This is a genomic window from Rhodococcus sp. AG1013, assembly GCF_003350365.1.
In the GTDB taxonomy this organism is placed as follows: domain Bacteria; phylum Actinomycetota; class Actinomycetes; order Mycobacteriales; family Mycobacteriaceae; genus Prescottella.
On the sequence record NZ_QQAT01000030.1, the window covers coordinates 1 to 15,493 of the forward strand.

Consider the following 15,493-nt stretch of genomic DNA (forward strand, 5'->3'; position numbering starts at 1 on the left):
GCGGCGAGCCACGCGGTGCGGGTGACGTTGTTGGACTGCGCGCCGGCCTGCGTGACACAGCCGCCGATGACCTGTTCGACCAGTACCGGATCGATTCCCGCGCGATCGACGATTCCCTTTTGTGCGGCACCGAGGATCTCGGCCGCGTGCAGACCCGACAACCAGCCACCGCGCTTCCCGATCGGTGTGCGAACTGCCTCGACGATTACTGGTGTGCCCATGGCGAAGAACCTCCGTGTGTCTACCTACTAGAACGTGTTCTTCATATCAGCGGCACATCAAAAAGTCGATATGGCAAGAGGATTCGGGAGATATCCAGGGCTGGATTGGAACAGCAGGGGACGACCTGTGGTGGTGGCCGACGGGTGGCGACAGGCGAGGCATGGCAAATTGCTAAGATGCGCAACTAGTGCATCAATGTGTAGCATAGTTCGCGGACGGCGGGTCTGCCGTGCTGTCTGGGCAGGGTGTGCACCTCTCGGTGGAGAGTTGCTGATTTCGATGGGTACGACAGGAGGTGACATGGTCGCGAACTCGCACCAGCCGCTGTATCGGATGAAGGCCGATTTCTTCAAGACCCTCGGGCATCCAGCCCGGATCAGGGTTCTCGAGTTGTTGAGTGAGCGCGAGCATGCCGTTTCCGAAATGCTGCCCGAGGTCGGAATCGAGCCGGCGAACCTGTCCCAGCAGCTATCGATCCTCCGGCGGGCCGGGTTGGTCACGGCCCGGCGGGAGGGGCTGTCGGTGTCGTATGCGCTGACCTCACCCCGAGTTGCCGAACTGTTGAAGACCGCGCGAGAGATCCTCACCGGTGTGGTCGCCGGCCAGGCCGAGCTTCTCGAGGAGGCCCCCCAGGTGTCGGTGCTGTCAGGCGAGTCGCGGGGCTGAGTTGATGTCTTCTTCAGGCGGCCCACTGCTACTCACTAGTTGCGAACTTTCTAAACTTCTTATCTTCTGTGATTCGATATCGATCGTGGTGAACACGCAGCCGGCCTCGCCGTCGGGTGGTCGGTTCACGAGCCCTGGACGAGGAGAGACGTCATGACGAGTACCCCTGCCGGATCGGCATGCACTGCAACCGGACACCCGGAGATCGTCTCGTGGGTGGCCGATGTCGCCGCACTCACCGAACCGGAGAACGTGGTGTGGTGCGACGGTTCTGCCGCCGAATGGGACCGTTTGACCGCGCTGCTGGTCGACAAGGGCACCTTCGTTCGACTCGAGGGCAAACCCAATTCGTTCTGGTGTGCCTCGGATCCGGCGGATGTCGCGCGGGTGGAGGACCGCACGTTCATTTGCTCGGCATCGCAGTCCGATGCCGGGCCGACCAACAACTGGATGGACCCCGTCGACATGAAGACGGTGATGACCGAGCAGTACCGCGGGGCCATGGCCGGGCGCACGATGTACGTCATCGCCTTTTGCATGGGTCCGCTGGACGCCGCCGAGCCGAAGTTCGGTGTTCAGGTCACCGACTCCGAATACGTCGCCGTGTCGATGCAGATCATGACCCGATCCGGTGCGCCGGTGTGGGACAAGCTCACCGCCGGAACAGAATTCGTCAAATGCCTGCACTCGCTAGGTGCCCCTCTGCGCCCCGGCCAGGCAGACGCGACGTGGCCGTGCGATCACACCAAGTACATCTCGCACTTCCCCGAGGAACGCATGATCTGGAGTTACGGCTCCGGCTACGGCGGCAACGCACTGCTCGGGAAGAAGTGCTACTCGCTGCGGATCGCGTCGAAGATGGCCAAGGACGAGGGCTGGCTGGCCGAGCACATGCTCATCCTCAAGCTCACCTCTCCCTCGCGCGAGGTCCGCTACATCGCGGCGGCGTTCCCGTCCTCGTGCGGCAAGACGAACCTCGCGATGCTCGAGCCCGCCCTCGACGGGTGGACCGCCGAGACCATCGGCGACGACATCGCCTGGATGAGATTCGGGCAGGACGGTCGGCTGTACGCCGTCAACCCGGAGGCCGGGTTCTTCGGTGTCGCACCGGGCACCGGCGCGCACACGAACCCGCACGCGATGGCGACCATCGAGCGAGGCAATTCGATCTTCACCAACGTCGCGCTCACCGACGACGGCGACATCTGGTGGGAGGGCATGACCGATCAGCCGCCCGCACATCTGACGGACTGGCGGCGTCGGGACTGGACCCCGAACTCCGGCGAGCCTGCGGCCCACCCGAACTCCCGGTACTGCACCCCCATCGCGCAGTGCCCGACCGTCGCGCCGGAATGGAACGACCCCGCCGGCGTACCGATCTCGGCGATCTTCTTCGGCGGCCGCCGCGGCACCACCGTTCCCCTGGTCACCGAGGCCTCGAGCTGGCAGCACGGGGTGTTCCTCGCCTCCACCCTGTCGTCGGAGACGACCGCCGCGGCCACCGGCAACGTCGGTGTGGTGCGCCGTGACCCGATGGCGATGCTGCCGTTCCTCGGTTACCACGTCGGTGACTACTTCGCGCACTGGCTCGACATCGGCACCAAGACCGACCCGTCGCTGCTTCCGAGGATCTTCTATGTCAACTGGTTCCGCCGCGGTGACGACGGACGCTTCCTGTGGCCCGGGTTCGGCGAGAACGCCCGGATCCTCGAATGGGCGTTGCGCCGGATCGACGGCGCGGCTGGGGCCGAGGCGACGCCGATCGGGAACGTGCCCGCCGTCGACGACTTGGACCTGAATGGCCTGACGGTCGACAAGGCCGAGGTGGCGGCGGCGCTGAACGTCGATCCCGACGAGTGGATCACCGAGACTCGACTGATCGACGAGTGGTTCGCCACCATCGGCGGCAACACCCTGCCCGACGCGCTTCGCGATGAACTCGCGGCCCTCAAGCTGCGACTGTCCGGCCGGGACCTGCTCGGTGATCCGGTGCCGGTGCGCGACGAGCACTTCAGCCGGGTTCGTCGCGACGAGCGGTGACGCGCCCGCAATCGGGGTAGAACGCCCCGTCCATGACGAGGCGTGGAGCGCGTCACGTCGATCCCCCTGCGCTCCACGCCTTCTCGGCCCGACCCGAGCCGAACCGATCTCGACTCGGGTCGGGCCACTCTCAGCCCATCTACCAGGATCACCGTGAATGTCTGAACCTCGTTCCGTTCCCGCCTCGGGCGGCCGCGTCGCCGACGCCGCGCGCGCCGCAGTCGTCTTGATGCCGCGCTGGAGCGACTGGAGCCCCGCTGTCCGCGCGCCGGGCGCCGATCTGCTCGCCGGACTCATCGTCGCGCTCGTCGCGCTGCCACTCGCGTTGGGATTCGGAATCAGTTCCCGTCTCGGCGCCGCAGCAGGCTTGACGACAGCGGTCGTCGCCGGTGTGGTCGCCGCCGTCTTCGGCGGTTCGCGGTTCCAGGTGTCGGGGCCGACCGGTGCGATGACCGTCGTCCTGGTCCCGATCGTCGCCCAGTACGGGCCGACCGGAGTGCTCGCTGTCGGCTTGATCGCCGGCATCATCCTGGTGCTGCTGGCGTTCGCGGGCGTCGGGCGGGCCGTGCGCTTTGTGCCTGCCCCGGTGATCGAGGGGTTCACCGCGGGCATCGCCGTCGTCATCGCCCTGCAGCAGGTTCCGGCCGCGCTCGGTGTTTCGGGCGCGGAGGGGGAGAAGGTGTGGCAGAGCGCCTTCGACGCTGTTCGCCGCTACCTGGAGAACCCGTCGGTCCTGACTCCAGCGACCGCGCTGTGCGTGGCCGCCGTGATCCTCGTCGGCGGCCGCTACCTGCCCCGAGTGCCGTTCTCGCTTCTGGCGGTCGCTGTCGCCACGATCGTGGCGCAGCTGTTCCACCTCGATCTCGCGCGGATCGGTTCCATCCCTTCCGGATTCGCGGCCCCGTCCCTGGATTTCCTGCATCCCGGTGAGGTGACCTCACTGCTGGCGCCCGCCCTCGCCGTCGCAGCCCTCGGCGCCCTCGAATCGCTGCTGTCCGCGACCGCCGCCGACTCGATGGCGGTGGGAACACGCCACAACCCGGACCGTGAACTGCTCGGTCAGGGCCTGGCGAACATCGCCGCACCCCTCTTCGGCGGAGTGCCCGCCACGGGGGCGATCGCCCGGACCGCGGTCAATGTTCGATCCGGTGCCCGCACGCGCCTGGCCGCGCTCACCCATGCGGCAATCCTCGCCGCCATCGTCTACCTCGCCGCCGGACTGGTCGCCGAGATCCCGTTGGCCGCACTCGCCGGAGTTCTCCTGGCTACCACTGTCCGGATGGTCGAGACCGCGTCCATTCTCGCGATCGTGCGCGCCACCAGGGCCGACACGATCGTCATGGTGGCGACGTTCCTGGTCACCGTCGTGTTCGACCTGGTCGCGGCTGTTGCCGTCGGCGTCGGGTTCGCCGCGATCCTTGCGCTGCGTGCAGTCGCGCGCTCCGCCCGCATCGAACAGGTCCCGCTCGACGAGACCGGCGATCACCTGGCCGAGGAACACGAACTGCTGCGCGAGCACATCGTCGCGTACCGGATCGACGGTGCCCTGTTCTTCGCCGCTGCGCATCGATTCCTGCTCGAACTCGCCGAAGTCTCCGACGTCAAGGTGGTGATCCTGCGAATGTCGCGGATCACCGCCCTCGACGCCACCGGCACCCTCGTACTCCAGGACGTCATCGCGAAGCTCGAGAATCGTCAGATCACCGTCCTGATCGCCGGTGCCAAACCCGAGCATCTGCGCCCCCTGGCCGCGCTCGGCGTGTTCACCACCAGTGACGGCGAGAGCCGCCGACTCTTCGCCACCACCCCCGAAGCGATCGAGCACGCACGCGCAATCGTCTTCGCCGATACCCGCCATCCAACGATTGCCAGCGAGGACTGACGATGACACACAGCACATTTCCGGCGAGGCCGAGTTCGCCGGCGCCCACCGGCGGTCAGCGCCTCGGCTACATCCTGGGCAGGACGCTTCCCGACCACCTGCACGAGTGGGTTGTCCGGGACATCACCGGGCCGGGCGCCACCCGGCGCTACGCGGTCCGTTGCCTGGTTCCGCTGGTACCGATCCTGGTTGCTCTGCTGTTGATCCCCGGACCGTGGATCATCCGAATCGGCATGGTGCTGTTGCTGTTTCTGCCCTTCGTGTACTTCCTGCTGGCGCTGAAGGCGATCTACCTTCGACACCGCCTCGTCAGCCACGGTCTCGACCCGGAACTGCTCAACGCCCACAAACAACAGCGACTCGGCCAGGAACGAGACGCCTACGAATCGCGTTACCGCCACGGAGCTTGACCACCTGCGCTGTCAGGCGCCGGTCACTTCAACCCGGATCGCACGAAGGCGTCCACGACGTGCCGCTGCAGGAACATGTAGATCAGGAAGATCGGCAGACATGCGATGCCGGAGGCGGCCATCACCGCGCCCCAGTTGTTGCCCTCCGCGCCGAGGAAGCTGCGGATACCGATCTGCACCAGGGCATCGGAGTTCCGCAGGATCAGCGACGGCCAGAGGTACTCGTTCCACGCCGAGATGAACAGCATGATGCCCAGGGCCGCGAGTGCCGGTCGCATGTTCGGCACGATCACACGCCAGAGCGACGCCCACGCACCCTGCCCGTCCATCTCGCTCGCGTCGAGCAGCTCACGCGGGAATGCCTCCATGTGCTGGCGCAGCAGCATGACGCCGAACGCCGAGCACAGGTTGGGGATCACCACGCCGGCCACGGTGTCGAGCAGGCCCATCTGCGAGATCAACAGGTAGTTCGGGATCATCGTGACCTGGAACGGCACCAGCCAGGATCCGACGAACAGAAGGAACAGCAGGCGCTTGCCGACGAAGTCCCAGCGTGCGAACGCGTACGACGCGAGCAGGGCTACCAGTAGCTGACTGACCGCGACCACGAACGCCATCGCGAAGGTGTTGAGGAGCATCGACAGCATCGGGATGGTGTCGAACACGTACCGGAAGCTCTCGGTACTCAGCGGCCACGGGACCGGGCTGCCGGACAACGTGTCCTCCGGTCGGCGGAACGCGGTGGCGAACATCCAGTACACCGGGAAGACACTGAACACCGCGAGCGCTGCGAGCGCCACGTGACCGAGCGCGACTCGGCGACCGCTCCTGCGCTGTGGTTCGGGCGATCCGGACGGCGCGGTGGGTGCGTTGGTTGCAGTGGGCACTTTGGGCGGGTCGAGGAGGACGAAGGCCATGACTGGTTCCTAGTTGTCGTAGAAGCTCAGGCGCTCGGTCAGCCGCACGAACACGAGCGCGATGACGCCGAAGCCGAGGAAGAACAGGGTGCCCGCGGCGGCCGACATGCCGGCATCGAAGTTGCGGAAACCGAACTCGTACAACAGGTAGTAGATGTTGGTCGAGGAGCCGCTGGGTCCGCCCTGCGTGAGGACGTCGATCACCGGGTAGGTCCACTGCGCGCTGAGCAGGATCGTCATCATCGCCAGGAACAGCAGGGTGGGGGAGAGCAGCGGCAGCGTGATCCGGCGCGTGATCGTCGACGGCGTGGCGCCGTCGAGCGCGGCCGCGTGGCCGTAGTCGGGGCTGATCCCCGCCATTCCCGCAGAGATGACGAGAACGCCGAAGCCGAGCATCTGCCATCCGACGATCACGACCACGCCGATCAGCGCGAGCTTCGGATCTCGGAACACGTTGCCGAGGTCGTGACCCATCGTCGCCGAGTTGCGGGCGATCATGCCGTTGTCGGGATTGAACAGCCAGCGCCAGATGGCGCTGCTCGCAACGGGAGTCACGAGGAACGGGACGAAGATCAGTGCTTGGTAGAACGTGCGGGCCCGGCCGCTCACCCGGGCGGACAGGAGCGCGATCGCGAGCGGGAGAACCAGGGAGAACACCATGAACGCGCCGATGTAGAGGGCGGTGTTCCACAGTGCCTGGTGCAGTTCGGGGAGCGAGAGCACGGTGACGTAGTTGTCCAGGCCGACCGGCGTCTTCGGGCTGGTCGGGATCATGTTCCATTTGTAGAACGACAGCCCCACCGTCTCGGCGAGCGGCTTGTAGGTCCACATCACGAGCAGGACGACCGCGGGCAGCAGGAACATGTAGGGGACGGCGCGCCGTGCTGCGCGTGACCGCCACCCCGGCCCTGCCTGCACAGGCAGGGCCGGGGTGACGCTCCGCGGCTCAGCGCTCGCCGGAACTTCGACGAACATCGAATACTCGCAATCGGTTTCGGGGTCGGATCAGTGGTTCGACGCGTCGGCCATGACCGCGAGCTGCTCCTCGGGGGACAGCGACTGGTAGTAGCGCAGCTGCTCCATCGTCACCTCGTACAGCGTCGGGCCCTCCTCGACCGGTACGACGGTGTGCAGGATCCGGTCGGAGTACACGTGCACCAGGTTGAACGACTGCCCGCTGTCCTGGCCGCGCATGCCGCCGCCCGCAGGGAACAGGTCCTGGGTGTAGCAGGTGGCCGATGCGACGGACACCGGGATGCCTGCGAAGGTGCAGGTGGTCGAGTAGTGCAGGTGGCCGCCGAGGATGCCGCGGACGTCGGTGCCGCGCAGCACGTCCTCGAGTCGGTGCTGGTCGCGCAGTTCGACGGACTCGAGCAGTTCCAGCGGGCTCGGCACCGGCGGGTGATGCAGCGCCAGCAGCGTCCCGTGCGGGGCAGGAGTCGCGAGAACATCACGGAGCCAATCGATCTGCTCGTCGGTGATCTCGCCGTGATGGTGGCCGGGAACGGTGCTGTCGAGCGCGATGATCCGCAGGCCGTCGATGTCGTGGACCATGTCCACCGACTCCTGTGTGGGCTCGGTGCCGAGCAGGCCCGCACGGAACTCGGGCCGGCTGTCGTGGTTGCCGATCACCCAGATCACCTGGGCGCCCAGCTTCTCCGCTGCAGGCTCGACCATGTCCCGCAGCCGGGCGTACGCCTGCGGGTTGCCGGCGTCGGCGAGGTCGCCGGTGAACACGATCGCCTCGGGTCGCTGCCCGGCGCGGTCGAGGCGGTCGAACAGGCGGCCCAGGTTGGCGTCGCTGTCGACGCTGCCGTGGAGCAACTCGCCGTCGCCGACGAAGTGGGTGTCGCTGATGTGCAGGACGAAGTGTTCGGTGGCGCCGTACTGTCCGTTCGTGGACATGGTTGTCTTCCTTCGGGTTCGTGAGGGTGGGGGTCAGCCGAGGAGGCAGACGCGCAGATTGCCGAGTTCGGTGTCGGTCATGCCGTGCGCGCGCAGGTAGTCGGGCACGTCGCCGTGGCGCTCGCGCAGTGACGCGAGCGTGGCGAGCATCAGCGGGGCCGGGCTGGATGCGACGATCTGGGTGATGTCGGTTCCGGCGGGCAGGCCGCGCGCCGCCATCACGGCGGTCATCGCGTCCACCCATTCACCGGCCAGCATCAGCTCGGACAGGGAGTAGTCGGCGGCGATGTCGCGGTCGTCGACGCCGACGGCCGCCAGGGCCAGGGCGATCACCAGGCCGGTGCGGTCCTTGCCGGCAGTGCAGTGCACCAGGACCGGGTCGCTTCCGGAGTCGGCGATGAGGCGGACGGCGTCGGTCAGGGCGGAGCCGTGGTCGTCGAGCATCCAGGTGTAGATCCCGCCGAGGTCTAGGGTCTCGGCGGTGTAGGTCGCGCCGCGGGTGCCGAGTCCGTCGCGGTAGACGGGCAGGTGCACCTCGCGGTGCCCGACGCCGTCGAGTGCGTTCGGTGCGCTGGTCCGTTCGTCCGTCTCCCGCAGGTCGATGACGAGCGCCAGGCCGCGGCCCGCCAGTTCGGCACGACCGTCGGCGTCGATTCCGTGCAGGGCGTCCGAGCGGAAGAGCTTGCCCCACTTGGTCGTCAGGTTCGACACTGTCGGATATCCGCCGACATCGCGGAGGTTGTGCACACCGCGGGCCGGGAGGCGGCGGGACGGGGTGCGGTCGAGGTTGGTCGTCATGTTCGTTTCACTCAGCCGATCAGGTCCTGGGCGCGCTGCTGGGCAGCGGCCATCGTGGAGGCGGGGTCCTTGCCGTAGAAGACCGACTCCTCGATCGCGGTGGCGAGGATGTCGTCGATCTGAACGTAGCTGTTGCCCGGGTAGGACTGCCACGGCTCGAGCCGGTCCAACTGCTTCAGATTGGGGGCGAGGAGCGGGTTGCCGTCGGCCCAGGCCTTCAGTGCCGTGGGGTCGGTGGTCAGCGACGTGCGCAGGGGCAGGTAGCCGATCTTGGACGAGATCTCGGTGTACGCGTGATCGCTCGTCATGAACTTGATCAGCTCCCACGATGCGCGCTGCTTCGCGGGATCCTGGGAGAACACGAACAGCGCCGAGCCGGAGTTGGTGGGCACCGCCTCGCCGCCGGCGAACGCGGGCATCGCCGCGGCCCGCAGTTCCCAGCCGGCGGCCTTCGACGCGCCCAGCAGCATGCCCTGGACCGCCGAGGACTGCAGCTGGATCGAGCTGTCGCCCTTCATGAAGCTCTCCATCTGGCCCGCCGAGTCCTGGTTGGCGAGCACGCCCTGGTCGTACAGGTCGCGCAGCATCTGCACCGCCGCGAGCGAATCGTCGCTCGCGAACTCGACGGTGCTGCGGTCCTCGGACAGCACATTGCCGCCGGCCGACCGGAACAGTCCCTGCATGCACCAGTTGCCGCCCTTGACCGCGCACGAGATCGTCAGCGCCGGCTTGCCTGTCGTCGCGGTGATCTTCTTCGCGGCCGCCGCGACATCGGTCCACGTCGACAGGTCGGTGTCGTCCGGCAGGCCCGCCTTCTGGAACGCGGTGGCGTTGTAGAACAGGACCGGGGTGGAGAAGACGTACGGCATGCCGTACGTCTGGCCCTCCCAGTCGCCGAGGGTCGCGGCCCGCGGGTGATAGGGGTGCGCGCCTGCGAGATGCTCGTCGACGGCATCGGCGCCGACCATCGAGTCGAGGGAACGGGCACCCAGCTCGTTGACGGCGAAGTCGAGCGTGTCGAAGGTCAACTGCGCCACGTCGGGCGGGGTTCCGGCGAGCAACTGGGTCTGCACGCTGCTCGCCGTTCCGCTTCCCGCGGCCGATGTTCCTTGCGGTGGTTGGGGTTTGACATCGATGTTGGGATGTTCGGCCTCGAAGTCGGCGATCAATCCGGTGATGGTGTCCGTCCACGGACCTGCCTGTGTCAGGTTGTAGGACTCGAAGGTGATCTCGACCTTCTGGTCGGGGTCGAGTTCGGGCACGACGCCGTCGGACGACGAACTCGAGGCGCCGGCGCCGGTGGCGCATCCGGTGAGGGTGAGGGCGGCCAGCGACAGCAGCGCCAGGCCGGTGGTGCGTCTACGCATGGGTCAAGCTCCTAGCTGGAGAAACAGGAACGTCGGTGTGCTGGGGTACATCGATCCACTCGATTCGCCGACCGCTCGCGCGGTCGAACAGGTGCACGTGTTGCGGATCGGCGGTCAGGGTGAGGATCTGCAAGGGCTTCATCGCGATCGGCCGCGGGGACCGGACACACACCGTCGTGTCGCCGACCGTGCAGTACGCGATCTCCTCGCTGCCGAGGTTCTCGACGGAATCGACAGTCGCGGTGAGGCATACGGATTCGGTGTTGTCGCCGACGCGAAGGTGTTCGGGACGGATGCCGAGGACCACGTCGAGGTCGTCGGTCTCGCCCGGCCACAGGTCCGCACGCATGCCGGGGGCGAGGGCGCACACGGCGCCGTCGACGGTGCGGACCGTGGCGTCGAGCAGGTTCATCGCGGGGCTGCCGAGGAAGCCGGCGACGAACACCGAGGCCGGGCGGTCGTAGACCTCCTCCGGGGTGCCGATCTGTTCGACGGCGCCACCGTTGAGGAGCGCGATCCGGGTCGCCATCGTCATCGCCTCGACCTGGTCGTGGGTGACGTACACGAACGTCGCGCCGAGTCGTCGGTGCAGATCGGTGAGTTCGCGTCGTGTCGCGGTCCGCAGCTTGGCGTCCAGGTTGGACAGGGGTTCGTCCATCAGGAACGCCTTGGGATTGCGGACGATCGCGCGCCCGACAGCCACGCGCTGTCGCTGGCCGCCCGACAGTTCCTTCGGCTTCCGGTCGAGCAGGTGCGCGATCTCGAGTTGGCGCGCGACCTCGTCGACCCGTTCCGCGGCCTGACTCTTCTCGACCTTCCGCACCTTGAGCGGGAAACCGAGATTGCGGGCCACCGACAGGTGCGGGTAGAGCGCGTAGTTCTGAAAGACCATCGCGACGTCACGCTTGCGCGCGGGCGCCGAGGTGATGTCCTCGCCGTCGAGGACGATGCGTCCGCTGGTCGGCTCCAGTAGTCCGGCGATCATTCGGAGGAGCGTGGTCTTGCCGCAGCCTGAGGGGCCCAGGAGCACCAGGAAGTCGCCGTCCTGGATCTCCATCGAGATGTCGTCGACGGCGGTGACGCCGCCGAAGCTCCTGCCCAGGCCCTCGATTCGAATACTGCCCATGACCCTCTCCCGATGAAACGTGATTACCCGAATCGGCTCGATTCGGAATTCTCATTACATCGAGTAGTTAGCCAGTCGAAGGTGAACGTGAACTGAATGGTCCAGCAACGAACGATGAGGTTTGGTGGGCTAGATGCGGTCCGTCGGCTCGTTCTCGATGATCGGCGGATTCATCAGGGCGGCAAAGTGTTCCAGGCTCTTCGTGGCGGCGTCGGTGGTCGCCCCGTCGACCTCGGACACCGCGACCTGCAGCCCCAACAGGAACGTCAGCTGGATGATTGTCGCCGACACCCCGTGCCCGGCGTACGGGCCCGACCCGTTCCCGATCACCAGCGCGGAGTCCGACAGTTCGACCAACGTGGACCGGGCATGGCCGGTCACGCCGACGACGTACGCGCCGGCCGCGCGGGCGGCCCTCGTCACGTCGATCGTGTACGCGTTCATGCCCGAGTCGCTGACCGCGACGCAGACGTCGTCGGCGGTCAGGGTCCGTGCTGCGAACAGTTGGACGACGGTGTCGGTGGGTGCCTCGGCGATCCTGCCGTTGACCAGCATCCGAACCGCGAAGGCGGCGGCGGCCGGTGCCGAGCCGCCGTTCGCGACGACGAAGATTCGCCGCGCGTTCGCGAGTACGCGCACCGTGTCGTCGAAGGACTTCTCCGACAGCGGCGCCAGACCTCCGGACAGGTCCGAACCGACCTCCGAGACGATCGCCTGCAGCACGCCGATGCTGCCCGGCGGCGAGGCGTCCTGCGGCGTCGTGGAGGTCTCCGCGCCGAGGTCGCGCAGCAGCAGCATCCGTACGTGCTGGAAGCCGGTGAAGCCGAGATTCTGGCACGCGCGCACCACGGTCGCGGTCGACGTCGATGCCGCCTCCGCGAGATCCGCCGCGGACCACCACGCCACCTCGCGCGGCCGCTCCACGCACACGTCCGCGACGCGGCGTTCGCTCGGCGCGAGCCCTGCCGCCATCGCCCGGATGGTCGCGGTCGTCGTGCCGATCGGAAACTGCGTGCCGGAAGCTGACTCTGATTCGGGGGAACCTGCGCTCATGGCTTCTGGATAACACACGCCGGTGAACGGCTGATCCTGTCGGCCCGAGCGCCCGTTCCCGCGGGTTCGAGACGGGATCCCGCGGATCGGGACGAAGAGTGGGCGCTCAAGCCGATCTAAACCGGGCAATTGCCCCGAACTCCATAAATTGCCTGTCGTGGGGGGATCGGTGATGCTGTATTGCGGTAACCGGTCGGTCCCGAAAGGTCTCTGATTTCCTCATGTCTATCGTAGTCGCCCCCGTCGGCATCTCCACTGTCGCGCCCTCCGTCGTCGTGGGCGCCGGCGACTCCGGAACCGGGAGGGCGTCCGCACCGAATTCGTCTCTGCTGTCGCCGGACTCGCTTCCGATCATCGAGGCTACGTTGCCGGTGGTGGGGGAGCACCTGGGGGAGATCAGTGAGGTCTTCTACCGTCATCTGTTCGACGGGGTGCCCGCGCTGGAGTCCGACCTGTTCAACAGGTCCAATCAGGCGAACGGCGAGCAGCAGAAGGCCCTGGCCGGTTCGATCGCGGCGTTCGCCACCCTGCTGGTCACCGAGGATGCACCGCCGGTCGACCGGGTGATGTCGCGGATCGCCGCGAAGCATGCGTCCCTGGGTATCTCGCGGGTGCACTACGACCTGGTGCACCGGGCGCTGTTCAGGGCCATCGGCGACGTGCTCGGTGACGCCGTGACCCCGGAGGTCGCGGCTGCCTGGGACGAGGTGTACTGGCTGATGGCCGACTCGCTGATCGCGCAGGAAGCGGCGATGTACGACCGGGCCGAGGTTGCGGCAGGATGCGTGTGGCATGTGCTCACGGTGGTCGGTCGCCGTGAGGTCGCGCCGGGAGTGTGGACGTTCACGCTGGCAGGCGGTACGGGTGTTTCGATGGTGAACTATTCTGCTGGACAGTATATTTCGGTCGCGATGATCGTCGGCGACGGCGCTCGGCAGATCCGTCAGTACACGGTGATGTCGGGGGACGAGCCGGACACGTGGGAGATTACCGTCGACCCCATGCCGGGCGGTCTGGTGTCGAACAAGCTGATCGCCGAGGCCGGGATCGGATATCCGCTGGTGGTGTCCATCCCGTCCGGGACCGCGTACCCGGTCCGGAACGACAACCCGGTCGTGCTCGGCTCGTCCGGTGTCGGCTCGTCGCTGACCGTCGCGATCCTGCAGGAGATGATCGCCGTGCGGGACACCCGGCCGGTCTATGTGGTGCACGTCGACAAGGACGAGCAGTCGTTCGCTCATCGGAGTCGGATCCTCGGTCTCCTCGAGGCGTATCCCGGCTATTCGTGGCTCGAGACGTACTACGTCGACGACGCGGAGGAGGCGGTGCCACTTCTGCGTGACCGCGAATGGGACAGCGGCGCTGAGGTATACCTGTGCGGATCACCGCGATTCATGCGACAGGTTCGCAGGATCGCTGTCGTCAAAGGTATTTCGCCGGAGAAGGTCCACTACGAGGTGTTCGCGCCGGATTCGTGGTTCGGGTTCGACTGATTCGGTCGCGAGGTCGTCGGCTGTCCGCCGCGTGGGCAGAATGTCGAGGATGTCCGGTCCACGGATAGGGTGTAGCGCGACGCGGTCCTGGAAGCATCCCGTGCGGTCGCCGATCGCGTCGATACGCACACGATTCTCCGAGGGAGCCCATGCCCGCGCTCGCGATGCTGTTCCAGGACCGGCTCGACGCCGACGTCACTGCCGAAGCGCTCGCCGCGCAAATGCGGCTGGACTGGCCGGACGTCGAACTCTCCGGCCTTGCCGTCGATCGGGACGAGTCCGCAGACCGGGACGGGCCGGTGCGTCTCGACCTGGACGGCAGGATGATTGCGCTGCTCACAGTTCCTTCCCCGGTGGGCGACGACGTCGCCGACATCGCCGGGCACAGTCGGCTGTGGCCGAAGGAGGTGCCCGCTCCTACCGACTACACCGCGCACACGATCGTCACCGTGCTCCGTCCGGGAAGCACCGACGAGGACGCGATCGCGGACGCGGTGTTGTTGTCCCGTGTCGTCGCGTCGCTCGTCGCGCTCAGCGGCACCATCCGCGCCGTGTACTTCGGCAGTGCGAATCACATCATCCTGCCCGCACTGTTCCGTGACCTCGTGAAGGACATGCTGCCCGAGCCGCCGTTGCTCGCCTGGGTCGCGATCAACGTCGGCCGGCGCCCCGACGGCGTGATGACCGGTCACACACGAGGTCTCGACATGCTCGACCTCCCGGACATCGAGATCCCGGACACCCCCGAGTCCGCCGGCGACACGTTCGACCGTCTCACCGGCATCACCTCGTACCTTCTCGAGGAAGGCCCCGTCATCAACGACGGCGACACGATCGGGAGCACCGAGGTCGCCGAGATCGTCGTCGATCACGCCCCGAGCGACATCGATCCCGAACGCACCGTCCTACGGCTGAGGTTCGATGCCGGGCAGAGCAAGCGCAAGCGGGGTTGGTTCGGACGTCGACGCTGACATCATCATGGCTATGAATGATGTGCGGGTGTGTTTCGTCGGCGACTCCTTCGTTGCGGGGGTCGGTGATTCCGAGTACCTGGGGTGGGCGGGCCGACTCGCGGCGGGAACGGCGCGGGCGGGTCTGACGGCCTACAACCTCGGGGTGCGCCGGCAGACGTCGAGCGAGATCCGCGACCGCTGGCTGGGGGAGTGCACGCCCCGACTGCCGTCCGGTTGCGAAGGGCGCGTGGTGTTCTCGTTCGGCGTCAACGACACGACGGTCGAGAACGGATCGGTGCGGGTCGACCCTGCCCGGTCCGTGGAGAATCTGGCCGCGGTACTGAAGGAATGCGCCGAGACCGGGTGGCGGGCGCTGGTCGTCGGACCGCCGCCGATCGCGGACGTCGGGCAGAACGAGCGGACGGCACGATTGGACCGATCCTTCGCCGACATCTGCCTCGGTGCCGGGGTGCCGTACGTCGCGGTGTTCGCGGAGTTGTCGGGCAACGCGGTCTGGGCGGAGGAGGTACGCAACGGCGACGGCGCACACCCGGACAGCGGTGGGTACCGGGAGCTCGCAGAACTGACCCGGCCTGCCTGGGACACGTGGATCGCCGATTCCTGATCCGCGAACGGCGCCGGGACGCCGAGGGGTTCCCGG

At 67.1% G+C, this 15,493-nt stretch carries 14 protein-coding genes and 1 pseudogene; 7 read left to right on the plus strand and 8 right to left on the minus strand.

From position 1 onward, the window contains the following. A pseudogene (locus DEU38_RS25755) lies at positions 1–221 on the minus strand (steroid 3-ketoacyl-CoA thiolase); the annotation flags it as partial. A gap of 301 nt (positions 222–522) precedes the next feature. Here DEU38_RS25755 and DEU38_RS25760 point away from each other — a divergent pair. The 4 genes from DEU38_RS25760 to DEU38_RS25775 all read left to right on the plus strand — a co-directional run bounded on the left by DEU38_RS25760 (position 523) and on the right by DEU38_RS25775 (position 5,220). Then, on the plus strand, positions 523–888 hold the full coding sequence (locus DEU38_RS25760) for a helix-turn-helix transcriptional regulator (RefSeq protein WP_114724219.1): 366 nt from the start codon (positions 523–525) through the stop codon (positions 886–888). 153 nt (positions 889–1,041) lie between these two features. Next, positions 1,042–2,928, plus strand: a complete 1,887-nt coding sequence (locus DEU38_RS25765) for a phosphoenolpyruvate carboxykinase (GTP) (protein WP_114724220.1) — start codon at positions 1,042–1,044, stop codon at positions 2,926–2,928. A 157-nt stretch (positions 2,929–3,085) separates the two neighbouring features. Next, a complete protein-coding gene (locus DEU38_RS25770) occupies positions 3,086–4,810 on the plus strand; it encodes a SulP family inorganic anion transporter (RefSeq protein WP_114724221.1) in 1,725 nt (574 codons plus the stop codon). A gap of 2 nt (positions 4,811–4,812) precedes the next feature. Beyond that, the gene (locus DEU38_RS25775; protein WP_114724222.1) at positions 4,813–5,220 is read left to right on the plus strand and encodes a DUF5313 family protein; all 408 of its coding nucleotides are present in this window, start codon (positions 4,813–4,815) and stop codon (positions 5,218–5,220) included. 23 nt (positions 5,221–5,243) lie between these two features. Here the strand turns inward: DEU38_RS25775 and DEU38_RS25780 are convergent, their stop codons facing one another. From DEU38_RS25780 to DEU38_RS25810, 7 genes are all read right to left on the minus strand, one after another. Next, positions 5,244–6,137, minus strand: a complete 894-nt coding sequence (locus DEU38_RS25780; RefSeq protein ID WP_114724223.1) for a carbohydrate ABC transporter permease — start codon at positions 6,135–6,137, stop codon at positions 5,244–5,246. Between the two features lie 9 nt (positions 6,138–6,146). Beyond that, positions 6,147–7,112, minus strand: coding sequence for a carbohydrate ABC transporter permease (locus DEU38_RS25785; RefSeq protein WP_114724224.1), 966 nt, complete (start codon positions 7,110–7,112; stop codon positions 6,147–6,149). Between the two features lie 30 nt (positions 7,113–7,142). Next, positions 7,143–8,042, minus strand: coding sequence for a phosphodiesterase (locus DEU38_RS25790; RefSeq protein ID WP_114724225.1), 900 nt, complete (start codon positions 8,040–8,042; stop codon positions 7,143–7,145). A gap of 33 nt (positions 8,043–8,075) precedes the next feature. Then, positions 8,076–8,840 (minus strand): tyrosine-protein phosphatase, encoded by a 765-nt coding sequence (locus DEU38_RS25795; RefSeq protein ID WP_114724226.1) that lies wholly within the window; start codon positions 8,838–8,840, stop codon positions 8,076–8,078. Positions 8,841–8,851: 11 nt separating this feature from the next. Next, positions 8,852–10,207 (minus strand): ABC transporter substrate-binding protein, encoded by a 1,356-nt coding sequence (locus tag DEU38_RS25800; protein ID WP_114724227.1) that lies wholly within the window; start codon positions 10,205–10,207, stop codon positions 8,852–8,854. Continuing rightward, a complete protein-coding gene (locus DEU38_RS25805; RefSeq protein ID WP_114724228.1) occupies positions 10,200–11,333 on the minus strand; it encodes an ABC transporter ATP-binding protein in 1,134 nt (377 codons plus the stop codon). The genes DEU38_RS25800 and DEU38_RS25805 overlap by 8 nt, the downstream gene beginning before the upstream one ends. Before the next feature lie 129 nt (positions 11,334–11,462). Further along, positions 11,463–12,386, minus strand: a complete 924-nt coding sequence (locus DEU38_RS25810; protein WP_114724229.1) for a MurR/RpiR family transcriptional regulator — start codon at positions 12,384–12,386, stop codon at positions 11,463–11,465. Positions 12,387–12,607: 221 nt separating this feature from the next. On the opposite strand from DEU38_RS25810, the gene DEU38_RS25815 reads away from it, so the two are divergent. The 3 genes from DEU38_RS25815 (at position 12,608) to DEU38_RS25825 (ending at position 15,457) form a co-directional block, all read left to right on the plus strand. Beyond that, positions 12,608–13,879, plus strand: coding sequence for a globin domain-containing protein (locus DEU38_RS25815; RefSeq protein WP_258558168.1), 1,272 nt, complete (start codon positions 12,608–12,610; stop codon positions 13,877–13,879). A gap of 149 nt (positions 13,880–14,028) precedes the next feature. Next, positions 14,029–14,850, plus strand: a complete 822-nt coding sequence (locus DEU38_RS25820) for a DUF4261 domain-containing protein (RefSeq protein WP_114724230.1) — start codon at positions 14,029–14,031, stop codon at positions 14,848–14,850. 7 nt (positions 14,851–14,857) lie between these two features. Beyond that, positions 14,858–15,457 (plus strand): GDSL-type esterase/lipase family protein, encoded by a 600-nt coding sequence (locus tag DEU38_RS25825; protein ID WP_114724231.1) that lies wholly within the window; start codon positions 14,858–14,860, stop codon positions 15,455–15,457. Positions 15,458–15,493 lie beyond the last annotated feature (36 nt).